At 46.7% G+C, this 24,510-nt stretch carries 24 protein-coding genes and 1 pseudogene; 15 read left to right on the plus strand and 10 right to left on the minus strand.

Annotated features, from left to right (window positions below):
- Nucleotides 1-24: 24 nt before the first annotated feature.
- Complete coding sequence (locus RIB93_RS17555; RefSeq protein WP_446374019.1) at nt 25-1,026, plus strand: hydroxyacid dehydrogenase; 1,002 nt, start codon at nt 25-27, stop codon at nt 1,024-1,026.
- 259 nt (nt 1,027-1,285) lie between these two features.
- Here the strand turns inward: RIB93_RS17555 and RIB93_RS17560 are convergent, their stop codons facing one another.
- The gene (locus RIB93_RS17560; RefSeq protein ID WP_446374021.1) at nt 1,286-2,224 is read right to left on the minus strand and encodes a hypothetical protein; all 939 of its coding nucleotides are present in this window, start codon (nt 2,222-2,224) and stop codon (nt 1,286-1,288) included.
- A 458-nt stretch (nt 2,225-2,682) separates the two neighbouring features.
- Between RIB93_RS17560 and RIB93_RS17565 the strand changes: the two genes are divergently transcribed.
- The 5 genes from RIB93_RS17565 to folE all read left to right on the plus strand — a co-directional run bounded on the left by RIB93_RS17565 (nt 2,683) and on the right by folE (nt 7,769).
- Entirely contained in the window at nt 2,683-3,378 is a 696-nt protein-coding gene (locus RIB93_RS17565; protein WP_446374060.1) for an aldehyde oxygenase (deformylating), read from the plus strand.
- 281 nt (nt 3,379-3,659) lie between these two features.
- Entirely contained in the window at nt 3,660-4,682 is a 1,023-nt protein-coding gene (locus tag RIB93_RS17570; protein ID WP_446374023.1) for a long-chain acyl-[acyl-carrier-protein] reductase, read from the plus strand.
- 19 nt (nt 4,683-4,701) lie between these two features.
- On the plus strand, nt 4,702-5,679 hold the full coding sequence (gene accA, locus RIB93_RS17575; RefSeq protein WP_446374025.1) for an acetyl-CoA carboxylase carboxyl transferase subunit alpha: 978 nt from the start codon (nt 4,702-4,704) through the stop codon (nt 5,677-5,679).
- A 589-nt stretch (nt 5,680-6,268) separates the two neighbouring features.
- The gene (locus RIB93_RS17580; protein ID WP_446374027.1) at nt 6,269-6,994 is read left to right on the plus strand and encodes an SDR family oxidoreductase; all 726 of its coding nucleotides are present in this window, start codon (nt 6,269-6,271) and stop codon (nt 6,992-6,994) included.
- A gap of 58 nt (nt 6,995-7,052) precedes the next feature.
- Nucleotides 7,053-7,769 (plus strand): GTP cyclohydrolase I FolE, encoded by a 717-nt coding sequence (gene folE, locus RIB93_RS17585; RefSeq protein WP_446374029.1) that lies wholly within the window; start codon nt 7,053-7,055, stop codon nt 7,767-7,769.
- Nucleotides 7,770-8,112: 343 nt separating this feature from the next.
- On the opposite strand, the gene RIB93_RS17590 is transcribed toward folE, so the two are convergent.
- Nucleotides 8,113-8,313, minus strand: a complete 201-nt coding sequence (locus RIB93_RS17590; protein ID WP_446374031.1) for a hypothetical protein — start codon at nt 8,311-8,313, stop codon at nt 8,113-8,115.
- Nucleotides 8,314-8,449: 136 nt separating this feature from the next.
- Between RIB93_RS17590 and RIB93_RS17595 the strand changes: the two genes are divergently transcribed.
- Entirely contained in the window at nt 8,450-9,616 is a 1,167-nt protein-coding gene (locus tag RIB93_RS17595; RefSeq protein ID WP_446374032.1) for a pyridoxal phosphate-dependent aminotransferase, read from the plus strand.
- Nucleotides 9,617-9,747: 131 nt separating this feature from the next.
- Entirely contained in the window at nt 9,748-10,065 is a 318-nt protein-coding gene (locus RIB93_RS17600; RefSeq protein WP_446374034.1) for a slr1957 family protein, read from the plus strand.
- Between the two features lie 27 nt (nt 10,066-10,092).
- Here the strand turns inward: RIB93_RS17600 and RIB93_RS17605 are convergent, their stop codons facing one another.
- The 4 genes from RIB93_RS17605 to RIB93_RS17620 all read right to left on the minus strand — a co-directional run bounded on the left by RIB93_RS17605 (nt 10,093) and on the right by RIB93_RS17620 (nt 13,170).
- Complete coding sequence (locus tag RIB93_RS17605) at nt 10,093-10,593, minus strand: orange carotenoid protein N-terminal domain-containing protein (protein WP_446374036.1); 501 nt, start codon at nt 10,591-10,593, stop codon at nt 10,093-10,095.
- A 516-nt stretch (nt 10,594-11,109) separates the two neighbouring features.
- Nucleotides 11,110-12,162 (minus strand): DMT family transporter, encoded by a 1,053-nt coding sequence (locus RIB93_RS17610; protein ID WP_446374038.1) that lies wholly within the window; start codon nt 12,160-12,162, stop codon nt 11,110-11,112.
- A 268-nt stretch (nt 12,163-12,430) separates the two neighbouring features.
- Complete coding sequence (locus tag RIB93_RS17615; protein WP_446374040.1) at nt 12,431-12,817, minus strand: hypothetical protein; 387 nt, start codon at nt 12,815-12,817, stop codon at nt 12,431-12,433.
- A gap of 71 nt (nt 12,818-12,888) precedes the next feature.
- Entirely contained in the window at nt 12,889-13,170 is a 282-nt protein-coding gene (locus RIB93_RS17620) for a DUF1830 domain-containing protein (RefSeq protein WP_446374042.1), read from the minus strand.
- Nucleotides 13,171-13,474: 304 nt separating this feature from the next.
- Here RIB93_RS17620 and RIB93_RS17625 point away from each other — a divergent pair, with 304 nt between their 5' ends.
- Nucleotides 13,475-14,686, plus strand: coding sequence for a PAS domain-containing protein (locus RIB93_RS17625; RefSeq protein ID WP_446374044.1), 1,212 nt, complete (start codon nt 13,475-13,477; stop codon nt 14,684-14,686).
- A gap of 205 nt (nt 14,687-14,891) precedes the next feature.
- Complete coding sequence (locus RIB93_RS17630) at nt 14,892-16,388, plus strand: sensor histidine kinase (RefSeq protein WP_446374046.1); 1,497 nt, start codon at nt 14,892-14,894, stop codon at nt 16,386-16,388.
- 58 nt (nt 16,389-16,446) lie between these two features.
- Here RIB93_RS17630 and RIB93_RS17635 read toward each other — a convergent pair.
- Nucleotides 16,447-16,533: pseudogene (locus RIB93_RS17635) on the minus strand (PEP-CTERM sorting domain-containing protein); the annotation flags it as partial.
- A gap of 235 nt (nt 16,534-16,768) precedes the next feature.
- Entirely contained in the window at nt 16,769-17,371 is a 603-nt protein-coding gene (locus RIB93_RS17640; protein WP_446374062.1) for a molybdenum cofactor guanylyltransferase, read from the minus strand.
- Nucleotides 17,372-17,719: 348 nt separating this feature from the next.
- Here RIB93_RS17640 and RIB93_RS17645 point away from each other — a divergent pair, with 348 nt between their 5' ends.
- Nucleotides 17,720-17,896, plus strand: coding sequence for a hypothetical protein (locus tag RIB93_RS17645; protein WP_446374048.1), 177 nt, complete (start codon nt 17,720-17,722; stop codon nt 17,894-17,896).
- A 12-nt stretch (nt 17,897-17,908) separates the two neighbouring features.
- Here RIB93_RS17645 and RIB93_RS17650 read toward each other — a convergent pair whose 3' ends face one another.
- Nucleotides 17,909-19,003: a RuBisCO accumulation factor 1 gene (locus RIB93_RS17650; protein WP_446374050.1), complete on the minus strand. Its 1,095-nt coding sequence runs from the start codon at nt 19,001-19,003 to the stop codon at nt 17,909-17,911.
- Between the two features lie 216 nt (nt 19,004-19,219).
- On the opposite strand from RIB93_RS17650, the gene RIB93_RS17655 reads away from it, so the two are divergent.
- Nucleotides 19,220-20,161 (plus strand): response regulator, encoded by a 942-nt coding sequence (locus tag RIB93_RS17655; RefSeq protein WP_446374052.1) that lies wholly within the window; start codon nt 19,220-19,222, stop codon nt 20,159-20,161.
- Here RIB93_RS17655 and RIB93_RS17660 read toward each other — a convergent pair.
- Complete coding sequence (locus RIB93_RS17660; RefSeq protein ID WP_446374054.1) at nt 20,138-20,488, minus strand: hypothetical protein; 351 nt, start codon at nt 20,486-20,488, stop codon at nt 20,138-20,140. The two genes, RIB93_RS17655 and RIB93_RS17660, sit on opposite strands and share 24 nt — an antisense overlap.
- On the opposite strand from RIB93_RS17660, the gene ubiE reads away from it, so the two are divergent.
- The 3 genes from ubiE to RIB93_RS17675 all read left to right on the plus strand — a co-directional run bounded on the left by ubiE (nt 20,439) and on the right by RIB93_RS17675 (nt 24,246).
- Entirely contained in the window at nt 20,439-21,146 is a 708-nt protein-coding gene (ubiE, locus tag RIB93_RS17665) for a bifunctional demethylmenaquinone methyltransferase/2-methoxy-6-polyprenyl-1,4-benzoquinol methylase UbiE (RefSeq protein WP_446374056.1), read from the plus strand. The genes RIB93_RS17660 and ubiE overlap by 50 nt on opposite strands.
- A gap of 264 nt (nt 21,147-21,410) precedes the next feature.
- The gene (locus RIB93_RS17670; RefSeq protein WP_446374064.1) at nt 21,411-22,646 is read left to right on the plus strand and encodes a DUF445 domain-containing protein; all 1,236 of its coding nucleotides are present in this window, start codon (nt 21,411-21,413) and stop codon (nt 22,644-22,646) included.
- Between the two features lie 184 nt (nt 22,647-22,830).
- Nucleotides 22,831-24,246, plus strand: coding sequence for a DUF2079 domain-containing protein (locus RIB93_RS17675; RefSeq protein WP_446374058.1), 1,416 nt, complete (start codon nt 22,831-22,833; stop codon nt 24,244-24,246).
- Nucleotides 24,247-24,510 lie beyond the last annotated feature (264 nt).

The raw sequence follows: 24,510 nt of genomic DNA on the forward strand, positions 1-24,510 counted from the left end.
ACTTGAGCAATAGAAGGTAAAATTATGAAAATCATTGCTTTCAATGTTGAATCCTGGGAACAGGATATCTTTCAAAAACTGAGTTCCTTCCATCAAGTTGAATGTGTGGAGCAGTCACTAACTACAGACAACGCTAGCCACTATGCAGATGCCGATATTATTTCCACGTTTATCTACTCAGATTTAAGTACAGATGTTTTAAAACAATTCAACAATCTGCAAATGATCGCCACGCGATCAACAGGTTTTGACCACATTGATACTGACTATTGCCAAGAACATGGCATAAAGGTTTGTAACGTACCCACCTACGGTGAGAATACTGTAGCTGAACATGTTTTTGCATTGCTATTAGCCCTCAGCCATAATTTAATTGAGGCAACTGATCGCACTCGCAAAGGTGATTTTTCCCAGGTAGGGCTTCAAGGCTTCGACTTGCGGGGTAAAACCTTGGGGGTAATTGGCACAGGAAATATTGGACAATGCGTGATTGAAATTGCCAAGGGATTTCGCATGGAGGTTGTGGCATTTGATGTGAAGTTAAAAGAAGAATTGGCGTCGCGGCTGGGGTTTCGGTATGCCGACATGAAAGAAGTTTTATCCAGTGCCGATGTTGTCACCTTACATGTTCCAGCAAATCCTAAAACTCATCATCTTATTTCCACTGAACAATTTGACGCGATGAAAGAGGGTGTTATTTTAATTAACACCTCTCGTGGACCTATAGTTGATATCAATGCCCTATTGCAGGCGTTGGCTGAGGGAAAAGTGGCGGCGGCTGGTTTGGATGTGCTACCCGAAGAACCTGTAATGCGTGAGGAAGCTGAACTGTTGCGATCGGTTTATCACAAACAGCACGATTTAGAAACCTTACTGGCGGATCATGTTTTACTGCACTTACGGAATGTGATTGTTACTCCTCACAGTGCTTTTAATACCAAGGAAGCTGTCCAGCGGATTATTAATACAACGGTTGAAAATATTGTCGCATTTGCCGACGGCAAACCTCAAAACGTTGTCGCGTAAAGGTTTATTTAGTTCCAGGTTGTAGGTTGGGTTTCGACTTCGCTCAACCTAACAGCATCTAGGGCTAAAGCCCTGACTACTGGGCTGACACAGCTAAAATTGTGGAATAGATTTGACGTTTAAACTGGGCGCAAGGATGGTGCCCCTACAATTCTAATCCACCAATTAAGGTGTGCCACGCCATTACCATACTGTTCCCTGTTCCCTGTTCCCTGTTCCCTGTTCCCTATTCTCACCACAATCCTTAATTCAGCTACCTCTAATTTGCGTTTGATTGGTAGATTTGGCGATATTTATCAACAACCGAGGCAATGGCTTTGACTCGTCGTAGTTGGTCTTTGTAAACACAATCCCATTCAGTGATGGGTAGGTTTTCTCTGGCGCAGATGCCTAAGAGTCCTGTGGCTTTGTTGGAACCTGTCTCTAAATCCAACTCATTATTGACATTGAGGTAAAAGGATGCTGTTCTTGCCCATGCTAGGGCATCAATTCCCTTTAACCCGCCTTTTTTGGCAATGGCGAGGGCTTGGGGAAAGTGGCGGGAGTGGATAGGCATTGCCTGATTGTATAAATCAGCTACATTGAGTAAAGCCTCTAAATCCCGTTCTGGGTCAATACCCGCCCCATTCAAATCAACGAGATGAGTGGGTAATCGCGATCGCGATCGCTCTAAACACAGTTGTTCGGCTAAGGCAATATCTCCACCACTGCGTCCTTGATCACTACAGGGTCCATAATTCGTGACTACATCCCCCCAGGATAAGTTACCCGGATCAGTATGTCCAAAGTAGAATCGGGTTTGCTGAACATAGAGATTACCATTTTCAATAAACAGGCGATAATTCCCCTCGGCTACACCAATAGCCACCATCCCTAAAGAGGTTGGTGCCGAAAACAGAGGCTGATAGGTGCTGAGGCTTTGCTTGAGATCGAATGGACGCGAAAGAACCGGAAGAGATTTCTGGGATACCTCCGAGGCGGGAGGGGATTTGGGTAAAGTGAGTAAGGGTAACGGTTGCGGGGGTAAGGTTACAGCTTGAGTCTTACCCGGCGCGATCGCTGCTACTGAGTTCGGGTGACGACTATTTGGTTCCAAGAGGAAGGTTCGCCCTAATATACCAAAGAATAAGGCAGATCCAGCAGCGGTTCCTACTAATCCTAGCCCTGTGACGCGAGATAACCAGACCCAATCAAACATGGATAAGCAAGTAAGGGATGAATAAGCATTCGACTCCATATTCTAGCGTTTCGTTCCGTCGTGATGGGGAGCAGGGGAAGCAGGGGGAGCAGAGGGAGCAGGGGAAGCAGAGGGAGCAGGGGAAGTAGAGGGAGCAGGGGAAGCAGAGGGAGCAGAGGGAGCAGGGGAAGCAGGGGAAGCAGGGGAAGCAGGGGAAGCAGAGGGAGCAAAGCACAAATGACGAAGCCTAAATCTGTAGCGATTTAGACATTTATCTTTGTTTAATCCTATGCTTTTAATAAATGAATACTGATGATTGAGGGGAGAATTTGCTGGCTAAAGCACTATTAATCAATACCTCTCACCATATATGATTGATGGGTTAAGTTTGATATAGCGGTTTTGAGCCAACGGTCTAGGATTAGGTTCAAAGCTTTTTTGAAACACGTCTACTCATGCAAACAGGAGAAAATCTACTGATGCAGCAGCTTACAGTCAGTCAAGAGCTAGATTTCAATAGTGAAACGTACAAGGACGCCTATAGCCGCATCAACGCGATCGTGATCGAAGGGGAACAAGAAGCTTATGATAATTACATCCAACTGGCTGAATGGCTACCCGACCAAAAGGATGAGCTAGCCAGCCTAGCCAAGATGGAAAACCGCCATAAGAAGGGATTTCAAGCCTGTGGTCGAAACTTGAGTGTCACAGCGGATATGGAGTTTGCCAAGGAGTATTTCAGCGATTTACACCAAAACTTCCAAACCGCCGCCGCCTCAGGTAATATCGTTACCTGCTTGCTGATCCAATCGCTGATTATTGAATGTTTCGCGATCGCGGCTTACAACATTTACATTCCCGTTGCTGATCCCTTTGCCCGCAAAATCACCGAAGGTGTGGTCAAAGACGAGTACATGCACCTGAATTTTGGCGAAGAGTGGCTCAAGCAGAACTTTGAAGCCTCGAAAACCGAACTCGAACAAGCCAATAAGCAAAACTTGCCCCTGGTTTGGCGGATGCTCAACCAAGTTGAGAAGGATGCTCATATCCTGGGAATGGAAAAAGATGCTCTCGTAGAAGACTTCATGATCGCTTACGGTGAAGCCCTCAGCAACATCGGCTTTACCACCCGTGACATCATGCGGATGTCCGCCTACGGATTGACAGCAGCCTAGCTCAACCTAGATGTAATCGTCGAATGTAGAGACGTAGCATGCTACGTCTCTACTCAATCAGGGCGGGTTTAGTCACATCCGGGTGAGGCAAGAAACGATAGTAGTGAAACCCGCCCCTACAAACATCACGCGCCATGCGCTCAAGCAAAGCGAAGGGTCAAAACTTAAACCATCACCCCCATCTCCCCAATATTCCTGATAAGATTTTTTAAAGTCCTTAACAAATTCTTAGTCTAATTTCCCATTTTCCCCTGATTAACAGCCTTACCAGCGAGCAGTAAATGTTTGGTCTTATCGGTCACCTCACCAGTTTGCAACACGCCCAAGCCGTCGCCAGAGATCTAGGCTACCCAGAATATGCTGATCAAGGGTTAGATTTTTGGTGCAGCGCCCCTCCCCAAATCGTGGACACCATTAAGGTGACTAGCCTAACCGGGGAGACGATAGAAGGACGCTATGTGGAATCGTGCTTTTTGCCAGAGATGCTAGCCACGCGCCGGATTAAAGCCGCTATCCGTAAAGTTCTCAACGCGATGGCTCATGCTCAAAAAAACGGCATTGACATTACCGCATTAGGTGGCTTTTCGTCAATTATTTTTGAAGAATTCCACTTATATGAGAAAAGCCAGGTTCGCAATATCAAGTTAGAGTTTGAGCGCTTCACCACCGGTAACACCCACACGGCATATATCCTATGCGCCCAAGTCGAACAAGGGGCGCAAAAGCTGGGCATTGACCTGTCAAAAGCTACCGTGGCAGTTTGTGGAGCAACGGGCGATATTGGCAGTGCCGTTTGTCGTTGGCTCAATACCCGCACCGATGTCGCCGAGATTCTCTTAACTGCCCGTAACCAGGAACGATTGCAAGCTTTACAAGATCAACTTGGGCGCGGCAAGATCATGGGATTGGAGGAGGCGCTACCCCAAGCGGATATTATTGTCTGGGTAGCGAGTATGTCCAAGGGCATTGACATTGATGCCTCGGTGCTAAAGAAGCCCTGTCTGCTGATTGATGGGGGGTATCCCAAGAATTTAGCCACTAAGTTACAACATCCCGACATTTATGTTCTCAATGGAGGCATTGTCGAGCATTCATTGGATATCGACTGGAAAATTATGCAAATCGTGGAAATGAAAGATCCAGGACGCCAGCTATTTGCCTGCTTCGCCGAGTCGATGCTCTTAGAATTTGAAAATTGGTATACCAACTTTTCCTGGGGACGGAATCAGATTACGGTAGACAAGATGGAAAAAATTGGACGGGTGTCAATTAAACATGGATTTAGACCGCTGCTGAACGTTTAAGGGATAAAACGACTGACCCATGACCACTGCAAACCGGATTTTTCTGCTGGACTTTGAGAAGCCCCTGTATGAATTAGAGACCCGAATTAACCAAATTCGCGAACTCGCCCAGGAAAACAATGTCGATGTCTCTGACCAAATTCGTCAGTTAGAAGCACGGGCGGTACAACTACGTCAAGAAATTTTTAGTAGTTTATCTCCAGCCCAACGGCTTCAGTTAGCCCGTCATCCCCGGCGTCCGAGTACGCTGGATTATATTCAGGCGATTAGTGATGAATGGATGGAGTTACACGGCGATCGCGGCGGCTATGATGATCCAGCATTAGTCGGTGGGATTGGGCGCTTAGGCGGGCGTCCGGTGGTGATGTTAGGGCATCAAAAGGGACGGGATACCAAAGATAATGTGGCGCGGAACTTTGGCATGGCGTCGCCCGGTGGCTACCGTAAGGCGATGCGGCTGATGGAACATGCTAATCGCTTCGGGATGCCGATTTTAACGTTTATTGATACACCGGGGGCTTGGGCAGGTGTTGATGCGGAAAAATTAGGTCAAGGGGAAGCGATCGCCTATAATCTTCGGGAAATGTTTCGCCTGGATGTGCCGATTATCTGTACGGTGATTGGCGAAGGCGGATCGGGTGGTGCGTTGGGAATTGGCGTGGGCGATCGCATTCTCATGCTGGAACAAGCCGTTTATACGGTTGCTACTCCCGAAGCCTGTGCCGCGATTCTCTGGAAAGATGCCGCTAAAGCCCCCCAAGCCGCCACTGCGCTGCGGATAACCGCCTGGGATCTCAAAGATTTAGGAATTTTGGATCAATTAGTGCCTGAACCCTTAGGCAGCGCTCATTCTGATCCCTTAACCGCCGCTGCAACGCTTAAAGCTGCCCTCCTGCAAAATCTGAAAGATTTATCTCGGTTGAGTCCCAAGGAACGTCGGGAGTTACGCTATCAGAAGTTTCGCCATATTGGGGTTTTTACTGAGCTACATGCTTGAAAATGGTTTGAGCGTTACAATAATTAAGGGGAATTTGGCATCCAACTGAAGTAAGAAGGATAAAAGCTGAATTATCCTTCCGACTTCTGCCCTTTTGTCAATGGAACCCAGATAGTCGTATAATTAGATCTGTAACAATTCTTCACAACTTAGCGTCAGGACGTTAATCCATCAGCAAGTCAACCCTAGCTTGATCCAAGTGTCACCCTAGCCATTCGGGATTAACTGTCAAACTTTATTGTTTGTCCGACAAAGAAGCTCGGAGAACGTTGGTTGTGTTCGATATTGTCTATAGGCGGCTGTCGTTGAATCAATTAGTCAGATTACAACAATTTGCTGCTTATCATAGCAGTTGGCGATCGCATGAGGTATACGATTGTCCTCCTTAATCTTCCTTGTCCCAATTGGGGATAAATACAGAATCAAAAAGGGGAAAATTGTTGTATCCAGGGCTTTTTGGTGAGAATGTAGCCGCAAGAAATGATTGGCTGTTGCTTTAATTCAAATGTTTGTTAGCGGACTCTTTCCTCCCCTAATACCCTTATGAGTTAATCGGGGAACCCTTGCCGCATCTCAGTTGGAAAATTTTATGACGTCTTCCGTTAAAAAACGTGCCTTGATTACTGGCGCAAGTAGTGGTATTGGCAAAGCTACGGCTTTAGCCTTTGCCAAAGCCGGAATTGATCTGGCATTAGTCAGTCGTTCCCAGGACAAATTAGAGGCAGTAGCCACCGCCGCCCGAGACGCTGGAGTTAATGCTCAATCCTATCACCTGGATCTGAGTCAACTCGATCAGGTCAAAACTAAGATAGAAGCGATCGCGGCTGAATTTGCCTCCCTGGATATTTTGGTCAACAATGCGGGTATGGGCTATACCGGGACGCTGACGGAAACCCCCTTAGCGGACTGGCAGCAGGTAATGGATCTCAATCTTACCAGTGTATGGCAATGCATTCTTGGTGTTTTACCCACCATGCGCCAGCAGCAACACGGCACAATTATTAATGTGGCATCCATTGCGGGTCAGCAACCGTTTCCCGGTTGGGGTGCCTACAACGTTAGCAAAGCCGGATTGATTGCCCTATCCAAAACCCTAGCGGCTGAAGAACGCGCCCATGGTATTCGGGTGGTGACAGTCTGTCCAGGTGCAGTGAATACGCCAATCTGGGATACAGACACCGTAAAAGCCGACTTGAATCGGTCAGCCATGTTAACCCCCGAAATTGTTGCCCAATCTATTCTACACACCGCTTTAATGCCCCAAGCGGCTGTTATCGATTCCCTAACCGTGATGCCCAGTGCCGGAACTCTCTAGAACGACACCATCCGACCTTCCCATCCAACCTTGTCAAGATTATCAATACTACCTAATTATGACTATTGCTTCCTCCAATGGTTTGAATCGCTCTGACTCTATGACACCTGTAAATCGTAACACTTCCACCACTCAAGTTGAACCCCGTCCTGATCGCAATACCCAGAATGGTCAGCAACCCCAGCTACGGCTTCCTGGAGAAGCCTCAACTGAAGACATGATGGACGCGGTGCGGACGCTACTTTTAGGCGTTGGCGAAGATCCCGAACGTGAGGGATTACTGAAAACCCCAAAACGAGTCACGGAAGCCATGCGGTTTTTGACCGGTGGCTACAATCAGTCCCTAGAAGAATTAGTGAATGGGGCGATTTTTGATGAAGGTCACAACGAAATGGTGTTAGTACGGGATATTAACTTCTTTAGCCTGTGTGAACACCACATGCTGCCATTTATGGGACGGGCGCACGTTGCTTATATTCCCAATCAGAAAGTTGTGGGACTGAGTAAGTTAGCGCGTGTTGTGGAAATGTATGCACGGCGGCTACAGGTTCAGGAACGCCTAACCCGTCAGATTGCCGAAGCCATTCAAACTATTTTAGAACCCCAGGGAGTGGCTATAGTCATGGAAGCCACTCACATGTGTATGGTGATGCGGGGGGTACAGAAACCCGGTTCCTGGACAGTAACTAGCGCCATGGTGGGTGTGTTCCAAGAGGAACAGAAAACTCGTGAAGAGTTTCTCAATTTAATTCGCCATCAACCGAGTTTTATGTAGTTCAGGGTGGAGGGTTTCACGGGATTTGGAAAACCTCTCTCCAAACCTCTCTCCTACAAGGAGAGAGGCTTTGAATTCTCCCCCTTCCGATCCCCCTCCCGTCCCCCTTATCGATCCCCCTCCCGTCCCCCTTATCGATCCCCCTCCCGTCCCCCTTCCGATCCCCCTTCCGTCCCCCTTCCGATCCCCCTTCCGTCCCCCTTCAAAAGGGGGAGACCAAAGGATGCTTCGCTTTTTATTCCATGGGGGAGACCAAAGGATGCTTCGCTTTTTATTCCATGGGGGAGACCAAAGGATGCTTCGCTTTTTGTTCCATGGGGGAGACCAAAGGATGCTTCGCTTTTTATTCCATGGGGGAGACCAAAGGATGCTTCGCTTTTTGTTCCATGGGGGAAGCCAAAGGATGCTTCGCTTTTTGTTCCATGGGGGAAGCCAAAGGATGCTTCGCTTTTTGTTCCATGGGGGAAGCCAAAGGATGCTTCGCTTTTTGTTCCATGGGGGAAGCCAAAGGATGCGAGAACTTTTTTTGCGTGGGGAGAACCATAGATTATTCAAAGTCCCCCTTTTTAAGGGGGATTTAGGGGGATCTAAACGTTGAACGCTAGTCAGGTGAAGTTTGAGATTAAGTTGACCCAAGAACCAACGACGTGCGCCCTTAATTGATCTGATATCAGTCGCCGATGTCCACCTTAACTTCTCGAATGGAAGCGGTACAGTCACCTGTGATTCCCATCGTGGGGGAACTGATTCGCCGTCATCCCGGTACGATTTCCTTGGGACAGGGTGTCGTGTATTACCCTCCCCCACCAGAAGCGATCGCACGATTGCCGGAATTTCTGGCTGATCCTGATAACCACAAGTACAAGGCGGTTCAGGGAATTGTACCGTTACTATCTACTATTACCGCTAAACTACACACGGATAACCGGATTACCCTCAACCAACATAACTGTATCGTCGTCACCGCAGGCGCAAACATGGCGTTTATGAATGCGATTCTCGCCATTACCTCTCCCGGAGACGAGATTATTATTCAAACGCCTTATTATTTCAACCACGAAATGGCAATTACCATGGCTAGTTGTCATCCGGTACTTGTGGCAACGGATGAGAATTATCAACTGCGTCCCCAGGCGATCGCACAAGCCATCACTGAGAAAACCAAAGCCGTAGTCACAATTTCGCCGAATAATCCCACCGGGGCGGTTTACTCTAAAGCCGCGTTACAGAGGGTGAATCAACTCTGTCGGGAACGGGGAATTTATCACATTACCGATGAAGCCTATGAGTATTTCACCTATAACGGCGTCAAACACTTTTCCCCGGCGGCGTTTCCCCAGAGTCACTCCCATACGATTTCCCTGTACTCCCTATCTAAAACGTATGGGTTTGCCAGTTGGCGTATTGGCTACATGGTGATTCCCCAGCATCTGCTGGCGGCGGTAAAGAAAATTCAGGATACAATTCTGATTTGTCCCCCGGTTGTCTCTCAGTATGTCGCCTTAGCCGCCTTACAGATGGGATTGAGTTATACCCAACCCCATATTCAGGCGATCGCGACGGTGCGACAGTTGGTATTAGAGGCGTTACAGCGATTGGATGGGTTGTGTGCGATCGCCCCAGCCGATGGCGCGTTTTACTTTTGGCTTAAGGTTAATACCTCAATCAACCCAGTCGAGTTAGTTGAACGCTTAATTCGCGATCATCGCATCGCCGTGTTACCCGGTACCACCTTTGGCATGGAAGAGGGCTGTTATCTACGAATTGCTTATGGGGCGCTACAAAAAGAAACAGTCGCCGAGGGTATTGAACGCTTAGTGCAAGGATTACAAACCATTTTGTCCTGAGACACCAACCAACCAATGACCAATGACCAATGACGAATTAGGTATTTATTCCTCTTTTAGTCTCGAAAAAGATTTGCTACTCTTATTGAGGCGGTAAGACATGCTAATTTAACACATTTTAACAAAATCCGATGAAACATTTCTGTGAAGCTTGGTTAAACGAATGGTGCTACGAGAACGGTTGGACTGACTTATATATTGAGCGCAATAACTATTGGGCGTTCCCACCGGGCGCAGTAATTCCAGAACCCCTGCCGACGGACGCCTTGAAATGGATTAAAGCGGAAAAAGGCTGGAGTGGCGAAGAAAAATGGTGGTCAATGGGGGCAATGTTGGTTACTATTGTTGCCGCTATTTTGACCGTTTATTTCCAGTCGCCGATGCCTTTAGGTGTAGCCTTTGCCTTTGTTGCTGTAACAGTTGGGCTTTTAGAGGTTGAACTTGAATAGATAGATAGATACCCAACCGTCCTATCCTTAAGCGGCTAAAGGAGCAACACCCATCTGGTCAATGATCTCGTTGAATAGGGCAATTTGCTCATTCAGGTCTAATAACGCGATCGTTCTCAACAGGGTTGTAGCTGAGGAAGAAAGCGAAGAAGCGATTGCCACTGGACTCACTTCACCTGTGGACATCCAATCAAATAACTGAGTCCAAAACGCCAGTTTTGTTTTCAGTGTGAACAGTCCGTATTGACGACTGATGGGGCTATCTGTCCCCTGTAATAAGTCCTGCATCGCCGCTAACTGTTCAGTAGCAGGCATTTGCTTGATCCGATGTAGCAACCCTTGGGTCAAAAATAACCGTGCAGCACCCGCAGGTGTTGGCACTAAAGAACAGCCTAGGTTTTGGTACATTCCCCAAAGCAGCCCTGACTGATCCTCAACAGACAGGCGCTGGAAGTCGTTAAACGCCTGGTTAACGGCTGGCTTGAGTTCAAGATTTGCGGTGGGCAGTTGGTTGGTAATGAACATCATGCACGAAGTAGGGCAGCAATGAGTTAACAATTGTTCAAAGTAATTATTCTAATTGTAATAAAACTTAAACGGCAACTCTACGTCAATGAGGATTTAGCCGAGGGATTACGACTTGACAAACGTTCAGAGATAGCCGTAAAACCGCTGTAGTAGCGGCAGAGAGGGCTGGAGAGAGCATATCCCAGGTATCGATTTAAATTCCTGATTATTCCTATAGCCTAAATGTAAGACGGATGGTACTGACTTAAGCTGGTTTCGTAGTAGGCACTTTAGTGCCAGAAGCGCTAAAGCGCTGACTACAAACTCTAAAGTCAGTGCCATTCAAGTTAAGACGAATGGTACTGACTGGTATGCTGGTGGGCAGTGCCCACCCTACGGTATAATCCGACTAAATCCGGGTTAACTACCCCCCTGATAACCCAGTCCGCGCAGGCGGACTTTGTTTGTGTAGCAGCGATTTCAATCGCCGTGGCAAAAGGGGATGATATGAACCTCAAATAGTCCATAACTGGTGGTTCAAACCCCTTTAAAGCCCACCTCTGTATCCGCTTCCTTATCGGAATTCCCAGGTGGCAGCGTAACCGTTTCCGCCATTTTGCGAAACACACCAATCTGATTGAGGACAATACCGCCAATAATCACCGCCCCACCGATATATTGCGCCATCGTAGGCGCTTCCCCCAGAATAAAATAAGCCGCTAAAATTCCAGCAATGGGGCTAAAGGAACTCGCTAAGGAAACATCCGCTGCACCCGTTGCCTTTAACCCCATAAACCAACAGAGTTGACCCCCGACGACAATCACCATGCCGTAAATCAACATCCATTGCCACAGAAAAGGCGAAAACACATCCATAAAATGATTGGGTTCAAACAGCATCAAGACAACGACAAAGAACACTAACGTTGCCATTGCCATGCGATAGATGCTGAAAATAGCCAAGGGAATCTGGCGTAGCTTCACCTTACTAATAATCGTGGACAAGGCTAATGCCACCGCACCACCAGCGGCAAATAATTCCCCTCTGCCAATCGGGAATCTTCCCATATTCACCATATCCGTGGCGGGAGTCTGAAGTAATACAGTCAGAGAAACGCCAATGAACGAAACCACCGCACCCGCTATCACCCACTTATTTACCCGTTCTCCCAGCAAGAGTATCGATAACGCCAGAATTAGGGGCGGTTCAATGCGACCAATTAGCACCACATTATTGACCATTGTTAAGTCTAGCGCCATAAATGTTAAAGCCGGAGCTAATGCCCCGGACAGCATTGCCACCCCCGTCAATCCTAGCCAATCTGTCCAGGAGAGACGTTTTAAGGATTCAACATTCCACTGCTTGCCATAGATGAAGATCAGGGCGATTAAGGCACAAAGATTTCCCGCAAACAGAACATTACAGAACGAGATGGGATTTCTGCCATCAATTAAATTTTGATCTCCCAAATTTGTTAACATCCGGATTACCGCATTGGCTGACGCGAAAATCACAATCGCAATCAACAGATAAGCGCGTCCGGGAATTTGATTGAATACATTAGCCGGGTTCGCTGTTCGTCTGGACATCAGGTGAAGGGAGACTCCTCAAGTGACTCAGCCAAAACCGACATGATTTGGCGTTGGCGACTATTGTATCATCCAACGTTTTCATCGTACTCTTACTACTCCAGATCCCCGACTTCTTTGTTGAAATCCTGCTTACCTAAATGAATGAGATTCAGAATTCGGGGATCTACCGGAATGTTTGGCGGACAAAATTTATGTCCAGGTATTTCGTGTAAATTTTCAACCCGACATAATATTAAGTCCTGTGGTGTATCCTGATCTCAAAACCCTAATAGCCAAACCAACGATAGATTTTTTTGTTGGAAGTCATCACTGCATTAGCAGAACAGTTATCTTCTGACGCCGGGGACTGTAACGTTTTTTTTCTCTGCGTTTCCAGTAGAGCAATAATAGTCTGATGAATCAGTTCTTCGACCATCATTCGCTCTTTTAGGGAAGAGTAAAAGCGTCTAGGGTTTTTGGGGAGTTTTTCAGATTCGTAGATAATTGTATAAGATTGATCCGGAATTCGACTTAATACCTGATTAATGAGCTGGTTAAATAATTCTGCCTGAGCAAAAGCCTCTTGATAAGGAGTCTCTGGATAAGTTGCTAAGATATCTTTTACTTCTTGAATGACAAGCAGACAGGTTAGATTGATAATTTTCTGCGACATGATGCTCCTCTTCTTGTTTAGGATTAGGGTTTACTACGCCAATCAAACAGCAAAAAATAATTGATAAAGAATCAGGCTTCGAGTTTTACTAGCAATTTTTGACAATTAACTAGAGAAGAAACCGCTTCATTAACCATAATCTCTAAGTTAGATTCAGAGTCAGCTTCAAACAGAAAACGCTCACCTGGGAAAATAACCCGTTGCCAATTAGTATGGGATTGATTCACAAGCCGGATAACCTGAACATGGCTAGTGTGATTAGTATAACAGCAGAGACTTTGGTGATTGTTAGATGTACTTTGGCTGGGTTGAGAGACAAAAGTTGTTTGACGAGAAGTGGTTTGAGAATTCATATCTATCTGTAAACGAAGAGTGAGTGGCTATGAGTCAGACGGGAGGTTGCCAATCCTAGCCGGATAGGGGTTGATCTGGGATGAAAGTAAATCCCGGTTCTCATCTCTTATCGGTCGGGATGATGATGAAACCTTGAACTTGACTGACATCTAGTAGCATATCAATTCCTGCTAGACTCTTACGTCTGTCTAAAGATGGGGACTTATATGAAGTTGCTTTGTTACCCTGAATACAGGCGTACTTTGCAGGGCAGAATCTATTAATCTTTCTCAAACACTGAATAAAACATCTGAAAATCTATCTATGGGGGAATATTTACAGGCGAAAATGAGTGCAGGGACGTTTGACATGGACTTAAAACAGTTTATACAGCAGCTAGATGCATTACAAAGACGCTTAGAGCAGCTTTACCACTGTGTCAATACTTCAAACGGCAAATCTCACCTGTTACCGTCAGCCTTTAAAGAACTCGGTATGGCTTCAGAAGAACTGCAAGTAGCGATGGAGGAACTTCTAGCACAGGCGGAGGAATCGGCAGCGATGCAAGTAAAATTAGCTGCTGAACGCCAGCGTTATCAACACCTATTCCAGTTTTTGCCCCATGCTTACCTCGAAACGGATACCAACGGGAAAATTATAGAAGCCAATCAAGCTGCTGCCAACCTACTGAATGTATCGCAGCGGTTTTTAGTGGGTAAACCTCTAGACATCTTCTTCCCTAAATCTGATCGCCGCAAGTTTCCGGCTAAACTCGTCCAGATTCAGCAGCGTAACCTCAAACAAGAATGGCTTGCTCAGATTCAGCCGCGTCAAAGTGAACCCTTGGAGGCGGTTTTGACGGTAAGTCCCCACTGTGATTTAGACAATCAGCCGATCAGTTTGTACTGGATGGTACAGGATATTCGCGATCGCCAACCGATGCTGAGGGAAGGCAATTATGATAATAACACCAACCTTTTCCAAAATCGCCATCGGTATATCTATTATAAAGGCGAGACAATTTCCCTCAAACCCCAGACTATTTGGCTCGTCTATCAAGGTGTGATCAAACTGAGTACAATTAGCGAAAGTGGTGATGAAATAATCGTCGGATTAATCAGAGAATCCATGCCATTCAGTTCTAGCATGACATCTCTACCGATGTACGAAGCTACTGTTCTCTCGGAAGCAGCAGAATTGATTAGTATTTCTCAAACTGAAATTGCCGCCTCTGCTCAGCTATTCCAGGTGCTTTTACCTCAGCTTAATCAGCGGTTACAGCAGACGGAATTTCTCCTATCTATTGCGGGTAAGCGACAAATAACTAATCGTTTAAATTGTTTCCTATCCTGGTTAAAAGAAAAATTTGGTCAACCGACGCCAGAGGGGACTCGTTTAACCATTCGCCTGACGCATCAGGATTTTGCCAACGCCTGTTGCACCACTAGAGTCACGATTACTCGACTCTTCAATCAGTTACAGCAGCAAGGGACGATTGCCTTTGACGCGCAGCGCCATTTGGTATTGAGAGATTGAGAGATTAAATTGTCCATCTAGCTGACTTAAGCCCTCAACTCAAGTTGGGGCTAAAAGCTAAAACCCGTTGAAACGGGTTCAAAGAGTTAAGCTAAAATTGTGGAAGAGATTTGACCATTGAATCGGGCGCACGCCATGCGCCCCTACGGTTTCCAGGCGTAATTCTAATTCATCAAATTGGGTGTGCCACGCCACTACTTATACAATGTTTCAAGCTACTCGTCGCCGTCTGGCACTTTGGTATACAACAGTTACGGCTGTCTTATTATTACTATTCGCGACAGGGGTTTACTTGTACGTCCGCAGCACCTTAATTGAACGGGTGGACGATACCTTAAAGCATGTGGTGGAAGTTGTCGATCGCTCCCTGGTGATTCAGCCAACTGAGGGAACGGTTACTCCTTATCAGATTAACGTAGAAGCCAGTTTTCGTGATAATACCCAAGCTGTAGAAGATGACCACATTGACTTAGAATGGTTTAGTCCTACAGGTGAGTTGCTGTGGTCAACTCTATCAGAACCCCTGGATATTCCCCTGCATCCCCGACAAACAGCGGAAACTGTCCATCTATCCCCGGATCACCTGCTGCGTCAGTTCACCAAGCGAGTCGAATTGGGACGATATGTTTTAGGCTATTTACGGGTGAGTCATCCCTGGTTTGAAGTCACTAAACCTATCCGCCAGTTAATCGTTGACTTAACGGTGGGAACAACCCTAATGATTCTCTCCACCGCTGCGATTGGTTGGTTACTCTCCGAACTCGCCATGAAACCCGTGCGCGACTCCTATCAACGGTTAAAACAGTTTACCGCTGATGCCTCCCACGAGTTAAGAAATCCCATCGCCACGATTCAAACTAATGTGCAAGTAGCGTTAGCTGATCCAGAGATGGAACCGCAATGGCAACGTCACCAACTTAAGGTAGTGGAACGATTAACTCAGCGCTTGGGACGATTGGTGAATGATTTGCTCTTTTTGGCGCGGGTTGATAGTGGTATGGTGCAACCTGAATGGCAACCTGTCCCCCTAGATGCGTTGCTGATGGAAGTGATAGAAGAACAACAGTTAATTGCCGATCAAAAGGGTATTTTTCTGTCGCTACATTTGCCAGAAACCCCTGATTTCGATTTAAAATCTAACGATACAAATGCTGAATTATCAGTTGATTCCATCTCTGAATCAGACGCACGCGATCGCACCGTTCGTAGTGAGCGCTTTAGCGCTTCCCAGCCCCCCCTACAATCCTTAGACGACGAGGTGTTTACCCTTCTCGGCGACTGGAATCAGTTAGCACGTTTATTCACCAATCTCGTCAGTAATGCGGTGCAATATACGCCACCGAAAACAGACAAAGACGAGGAAGGATGGGTACAGGTAAAACTCGAATTGGTTAAGCGTTCCAACAAAGGTGGAAGACAAGGTTATTCCTGGATTCAAGTTCAAGTTCGCGACAATGGTATTGGGATTCCCGAAACCGCATTACCTCTGATTTTTGATCGATTCTATCGCATCGATCCTGCCAGAACTAAAGATGCGGCGTCAGGTTCTGGATTAGGGTTAGCGATCGCTAAAGCCATTGTAGACAATCATCATGGTCAGATTCACATAGACAGCACACTGAATCAAGGCACTACAGTAACCGTTATTTTGCCAATGAGTCAGCTTGATTCCCCCAAACGACTGTATGTCAGTGTTCCCTAATCTTAACCGTTAACTTTAATTGTGTCTACCCACTTAAACAGTTAGCTTAATGGTGAAATTAACGTTTCGGCTGACTTTTTGCCTGCTTCTTGTCATATTCTTTTTTCAGGACTGTCCCCAATCCCAGGGCTATAGCTGAACCTAATAAACACGTAGTTAAGGATTAATGAATAAGTAGTGTACTGAGGTGAAAGGAATAGAACTAAGAAAAAGGGGAGAACAGGAAGAAGTTGAGGTTACTTGAGCTTTATGAGTACAGCAGAAAAATTGATATGTAGATACTTATTGGATGGTTTGGATATCAAGTAAATACGTATAAATACTGAATACCCTATCGTGGCAGTCGCTGCGATCTCTTATCTCAGGCAGCCCGACAGATGCTAATTGATCACTTTCAAGTCTTCTGGTGTATTACAGTTAAATAAAACCTGGCGATCGCGAACCGGAACTTCTTGGACAGGATGCTGTGCCAGCCATTGTTGAAAGGAGCGCCCCCCCTGATTAATATAATCGATTAATTGGGGTAAACATTGGCGTCGGTAAAAACCACACAGGGGTTCCCATCCTTTGGGACTTCGGGGGAGTACAGCCATCACCTCTTTGGGAGCATTTGTTAACTGACTACCCCAATTTTGCAAAACCTCAACTTGAAGTTGGGGCAAGTCACAGGCAAGTAAAAGCACCCAATCCCGTTTCACTTGAGTTAATCCTTGAGCAAAAGCGACCAAAGGACCGTGAGATTGAGCCTCTCCCAGGAGGAGCATTTCTTGGATGAGATGGCAATTTTTCGGTAGAATATCTCGATATCGTTCGGGCCAAGGAGTGACTACAAAAACTTCGCGAGTACATTTAAGAGCAATGGTACAAACCTGTCTAAGTAACGGCATACCCTGGATCGGAATCAAGGCTTTGTCCTGACCCATGCGAGAACTTTGTCCGCCCGCTAAAACCATCGCTGAGAAAGAGACATGGGAATCAGTCAGCACAGCAGACAGTTCATCTGCTAAATGCAGCCTTCCTCGCCGTACCGCCCGCAGCAGACGATCAATGACGCATTTCTCGTCTGTACTGAGATCTTCGCCTAAAATCGCTGCCATCAGTCCATAGCGGTCAGCTTTGGTCATGTAACCAGAATTGGTCGCTTGGGCAAAGAGTTCCGAGAGAGCGCCCGGAAGAAGAATAGGAGATTGCATAGACTACTGCCGCACAATATCGATCAAGTCAAGTTATGTTAATTTTCCTCAAATTTTACAAACAGAAAGTGATAACCCTCCGGCAGCTCTGTGATACCGATCACTTTGAGGGGAAGATGGGGGGAGTAGAGACGTAGCATGCTACGTCTGGGAGATGGGGGAGCTGGGGAAGCTGGGGAAGCTGGGGGAGATGAGGAAGTTAACTCAAAACTCTACCTTACCTGTTCCCTGTTCCCTGTTCCCTGTTCCCTGTTCCCTGTTCCCTGTTCCCTGTTCCCTGTTCCCTGTTCCCTGTTCCTGACAAATGACGAATGACGAATGACAAATTTATTCATCAATTTGCCATAGATCCTGACTCAACACTTCATCGAGAATTTTCTTGGGACGCAACACCAGAATTAGCTGTCCCAGTAACGGTATATCCGGCTGTTCCGAAAACCACTGGATCGCTAATGTTCCCGATTGATCAACCATATAATAATTATCGGCATCCCACTCTGGTGTTTTGCGGTCAACAATTAGCAACACCGCTTCTGATTTTTGATTCTCTTGTTTGGGAAGCTGAGTCATATTACCCAAAATTGCCACAGGCTCTTGTGCCTTTGCCACGATTTGCCAACCGGGGATGGCAACAATCTGTTGTTGATGGGTAGAATCCACAATTTGAAACGCCCCCTTTGTCTTCACCACCTCCACTTGCTGGAACTCGGCGGTGGTTACTGGAAACTCACCCACCAATGGGATCAATCGCGGTAATTGTTCACTCGCTTCCACGCGATAGACAGGCAAACGGGGCGCTCGACGGCGGCTACCGCCTAAGGGTTCTGTGAGTAACTGCTCAATTTCTTGACGTGAGGATTGACTATGAGCAAACATTAACCCTCGTGCGACTAAACGCGATCGCTCTTGTAAACTTTGCTGTTGTTGGGCAAGTTTCCAGTATTGGTACGCCACAGCATCACCTGGGTGATCTGAAAATCCTTCCGGTAGGCTACGGCGACGCGACAACTCTTTCATCGCTTTTGCCACCTCACGGGCACCGTCAGAATCCAGATTTCTGGCAACAATAAACTCAGAGGCGGCGGCTCGTTCCGGTTGGGTGAGAATCCGCAACTCATAGAGGATATCACTCCCCGTCCGATCAAAGCGCGATCGCGCTGCCTCCGATACCCCCGCTTTGACTAACGTTTCATAGACCTGAGATGCTACAATTACTTGATTCTGTTGGATTGGCTCAAACCCCGTTTGATCAAAAACAGCTTGGGAACTATAGCCAGCACTTTGGAGTTGTTGACACGCTTGTCCCCACTCTACCCAGTTACGTTCTTTGCGCCTGAGCAACTGAATTAGTGCATCAGCATCTACTGTCTCTGAGTGAGCTTGAGGATTATGGTGAGGATTTCCAGGTGATATTTCAGTCATAAAGGGAAGAAAAGTTTGCCGTATTTTTTGAGTGATCAGACGTCTTGAATTTCTCGTGATTAAATAGTAATAGATTTAAGCAAAAACTCGCTAGGGTTAGATAAAAAGCTTAAGGTTAAGATAGTTGACATCGTTGAACAACAGGAAAAACCCAAATAGCCTTATCCTTGTGGCTCGCCGATTCAAACTGACTCGCTGGGAGTTTGTTGTAGTGTTATGGACAAGGTGAACCCTAATTTTGATAATATCACTCGTCAGTTCATGAGTTTGGAGCGATCGCAAAAACCGAAAATGCTTGTGGTGGATGATGAACCCGATAACTTGGATCTCCTCTACCGCACCTTCCGCCGTCACTTTAGCGTATTCAGGGCTGAAAGTGGCGCTCAAGCCCTCTCTGTTCTTGCTAATGAGGGAGAAGTCGCCGTAATTATTTCTGATCAGCGGATGCCAGAAATGAAGGGAACGGAGTTTTTGAGCAAAACCGTCCCCCAGTTTCCGGATACCATGCGGATTATCTTAACCGGGTTTACGGATGTGGAAGACTTAGTGGAAGCTATTAACGCCGGACAAGTCTATCGCTACATAACCAAGCCCTGGGACCCGAATGAACTCAAAACCGTTGTAGAACGGGCAGTTCAAACCTACGAACTCCTGAAGCAACGCACCGAGGAATTGCAGCGAGCCCATGCTCAAATGGCACTCATGGAAACCCTGGTGCAAGTGGCTCAAGATTCAGACAGCCTAGAAACCAGCTTGCCCAAAATCGCCCAAGTATTTAGCGACAGCTTTGGCACAGACGCCTGTATCGTGCAACTCGTAGAAAACGATCATTTGATAGATATAAAAGGTACACACAGCCAAGATGAATCCCTTGTCAACCCCCTAGAATCCGATCCCCTCTTGCCAGACGCGATCGCTAATCGTCAAGTACAAGTCTGGATTAACGCCCCGGGTGCAACTCCCCAAGACGCCACAGAGTATTACCAGAAAATTGGGATTAAAGCCCACCTGCTGATTCCAATTGTCCACCGCAGCGAACTCCTAGCTCTACTCTCCCTCCAATGGCAACAACAGGCGCGTAAACTGAGTGAAGATGAGCTAAAACTGATTCACCTATCCGCCCAGCAGGTTGGTTTAGCGATCGCAACCAGTCGCTGAGTGTTGGTTTAGATTTATACTGCGGGATGAATCTGTAGGGGCGGGTTTAGGAACTTCTGTGGCGCGGTTGATGATAAAGTTTGTGCAAAACCCGCCCTCATCTCCCCCAGCTTCCCCTGTTCCCTGTTCCCTGTTCCCTGTTCCCTGTTCCCTGTTTCCCGTTCCCTGTTCCCTGTTCCCTGTCCCCTGTTTCCCGTTCCCTGTTCCCTGTTCCCGATTCCCGATTCCCTGTTCCCGATTCCCTGTTCCCCGTTCCCTGTTCCCGAACCAATGACAAATGACAAATGACCATACCCCATCAGAAATTCGCCATTTATTCGATCGCATCGCCCCAGTTTACGACCAACTCAACCAGTGGTTAAGTTTAGGTCAACACCGGATCTGGAAAAAGATGGCGGTGAAGTGGTGCGACTTAGAGCCAGGTGAGATTGGGTTAGATTTATGCTGTGGGAGTGGCGATTTAGCCGAACTGCTAGCACGAGACGTGGGCACAACGGGTCAAGTGTATGGGGTGGATTTTTCGCCAGCACTACTCGCGATCGCGAAAGCCAGAGTGACTTCTCATTATCCCCCCTTAACCCTTCACTGGATTGAAGCCAATGCTCTCGATTTACCCTTCCAGGATAATTTTTTCCACGGTGCCACCATGGGGTATGGTTTGCGGAACGTTACCGATATTCCCGGTTGTTTGCGAGAACTGTACCGAGTCCTCAAACCGGGGGCAAAGGCGGCTATCCTAGACTTTCATCGTCCTCAACACGCACCCCTACGTCAGTTTCAGCAATGGTATCTCGACACAATCGTCGTACCCCGTGCCAAATCCTTGGGCTTAGAGCAAGAATATGCCTACATCACTCCCAGCTTAGAGCGATTCCCCAACGGAAAACAGCAGGTTGAACTTGCTCACCAAGCGGGATTTAGCCAAGCTACTCACTATCCCATCGCTGGGGGAATGATGGGCGTTTTGGTCATCAGGAAACCGTAGCATCTTGACGGGGTGGGTAAACGACTTGAGGAATTGGCAGGGTGTGGGGTGTCGGGTGTCGTTTAGCTTTTTTACAAAATAGCGAAGGTGCAGGCTCCCTCGTGACCCTTCACTTCGTTCGAGGGCGTGTTTATCCGAGGGATGAAATGCCCCTTGAACCGTAGAGCTTACAATGGGGATCAGGGATGGGGGATTATAAAACGCCAAAGTCAACCCTTTCCACCAATCCTTGCTTGTCCATTCTGTATTACGTCGGTTGCTGTTTTGAATTTATCGAACCTGTGGCTGCTATTCTTACCTCCAATCGCGGGGGGAATTATTGGCTATTTCACTAATGATTTAGCAATTAAAATGCTATTCCGTCCCTACCGCCCCATTTATATTGGCAAGCGGCGGTTACCGTTTACACCCGGTTTAATTCCCGATAACCAGGAACGCTTAGCGAAACGGGTATCCGATACCATCATGGGTTCTTTGTTAACCCCGTCGGAGATGCAACGACTAGCACGGCGTCTACTGCATCGGGAACGGATGCGTGGGGCAATTCTGTGGATGCTCAATCTGACGTTGCAACAAGTCCAGTTGGATAAGGAACAGAAAACAGCGAAGATTCTTGCGGCTATCCTCCACGACTTATTAGGAGAATCCTTGCCCCGTTTACTCAAAGTTTTAGCCCGTCGCGAGAATTTTTTAGAAGCCCAGCTTAACCAAATTTTTGACCAGATTTTGCTGGAGTTTCAACTGAATGAGCAACAAGCGCAACAGCTTTCCCAGTGGATTCTGCAAGTGGCATTACCGCCTGATGTGCTGCGTCAAGGGATTATTGATTTTTTAACCGATCGCAATATCCAAATCATCGATGAAGGGTTTCGCGAGAAGACAAGCGGCACCTATTGGATAGTCGCCAATTTATTTGGACTACGCAATACTCTCACCCGTTTGCGAACCTATTGCTTAGATGAGAAAGAGGAATCTAATGCGCGTCTGCAAGAATTATTGACCGCGTTGGGTGCCCGTGATCGGTTAAAGTTTTGGCTGCAAACTCTATCCCTACAAAATTTGCCCGTGTCTACGGTGCGACAGTTACGCAAAACTATGCGGGATGCGGTTCGCACGTATATCCGAGAACAGGGTAGCGAATTTTTGCAAGGTTTAAGTCAATCCATTGATTGGGAAAAGGTGGCGGTATTAATTTTAGACCGATTGCGAGAGTCGGCGATTATGACTAGCTCAATGGAATTAATTAGTCAAGAACTGGCATTAGTTTTGGAGCGTTATCTGGAAGAAGATTTAGAAAAACTGGTGACTCAAGTTATTCCCATTTTATCCATTGATCAGCTCATTGTAGAGCGGGTACGAGGCACATCACCGGAATCATTGGAAGTTGCCGTTAAAGTGATTGTCAAAAATGAACTGCAAGCGATTGTTAATTTAGGTGGGATTTTGGGTGTAGTGATCGGTTTATTTCAGACTGGGTTAATTCTATTTCGGGGATTTTGACTCAATGTATCAGTGTGTAGCCATCCGTTAGTTATGAAACCCGCCCCTACAAACCCTGTTCTCCTATCCCTGATTGGGTTGTGGGGTGTCGGGGCAGGTTTTACGGCTAAGTCCGATAACTTGACTAAACTGGCTTTTCTAGGAGAATAGTGTAGACGTTAAACTATAACTCCCTGGGAGTAGTATGGCAACAGGTCGGTCACTGAATACGGTTATATCTGCGATCGCGGTAAGTGCTTTAATACTATTGATATGCAGCAGCTTACGACACGCCCTATTTCAATCCACTGCTTTTGATTTGGGCTATTTCGACCAAGCGACTTACCTGATTAGCCAGGGACAAACCCCCATTGTTTCCTTCTGGGGTTATCATTTTATGGGCGGTCATGCGGATTGGATTCTCTATGGACTTGCTTTACTGTACAAAATCCATCCCGATGTCCATTGGTTGTTTGCGGTGCAAGCCATTGCGTTAGCTATAGGTGCTTTACCCACCTTTTATCTCGCCCGTCAAGCAGGGTTAAAGGAGTCCCAAGCAACAGCAATGGCAATCGTCTATCTGCTGTATCCATTAATTTTTAATCTCAATCTATTTGATTTCCATGCCGAAGTTATCGCTTTACCCGCTTTTTTAGGTGCAGTTTTGGCGGCGCGGCTGAATCGTAAGATTTGGTTTTGTGGGGCAATTGTTTTGATTTTGGCGTGTCGGGATGCTTTATCTCTGACGGTAGCCGCCATGGGGTTTTGGTTGTTAGTTTTTGAGAGAAAACGGTGGTTTGGTGGGATGGCATTAGCGGCAGGAATTGCCTGGTTTTTAATTGCCACTCAAGTGATTATTCCCGCCTTTAGACCCAATGGTGTTGAAGCAGTCGGGCGCTATGCTTTCTTAGGAGACTCGGTTCTAGAAATCGCCAAAAATCTGCTTCTTAAACCGGGGTTAGTATTGGGAAGAATTTTTACCTTGCCTAACCTAGAATATTTGGCTTTGCTGTTCTCACCTCTGATTTGGGGACTTTCACCCCAGCATCTAATCCCTTTAGTTGGTGCAGTTCCTACTTTGATAATAAACTTAATCACTGACTACCAACCCCAAAAAGATTTAATTCATCAGTACTCTTTACCAGCACTGCCTTTTCTCTTATTAGCCGTCATTTCTACATTAGCCGCCGGAAAGGGATGGTTCCGCCACCCGCGAAGCATGATTATCTGGTCATTGGTTGCGTTTTTAGCGTTAGCCAAATTTGGTTATTTTTGGTCGAGATATTTGGAATCTATTGATACTTGGCAAGCGACAAGGGAAGCCATCGCTCAAATTCAAACTAAAGGTGGGGTTTTAGTTCCTGCCCAAGTTGCTCCCCATTTAACCCACCGCCCTGTGGTTAAGTTGGTAACCGTCGGTGCGGAAACGACTGAGTTAGGGGAATTTAATTACGTACTATTGAATCAGCGTCATCCGGGTTGGGGAAGTAGTCCCGATGTGGTTAATCAATTGTTAGAACGGTTACAAAATACACCGACATTTCAATTAAGTTATCAGCAGGATGATGTTTATTTGTTTACCCAGAGGTTAATTAGGAATTATGGAAATGAATCGAGATGAATTTGGCATATCTGTAGGGGCGGGTTTAGGGACTGTGTAGGGGCGGGTTTAGGGACTGTGTAGGGGCGGGTTTAGGGACTGTGTAGGGGCGGGTTTAGGGACTAAAGTCAGCTATTCACCGACAAGTAAACAACAAAACCCGCCCTTTCTCACCGACAAGTGAACAACAAAACCCGCCCTTTCTCACCGACAAGTGAACAACAAAACCCGCCCTTTCTCACCGACAAGTGAACAACAAAACCCGCCCTTTCTCACCGACAAGTG

This window comes from Coleofasciculus sp. D1-CHI-01 (assembly GCF_040218875.1).
In the GTDB taxonomy this organism is placed as follows: Bacteria; Cyanobacteriota; Cyanobacteriia; order Cyanobacteriales; family Coleofasciculaceae; genus Coleofasciculus.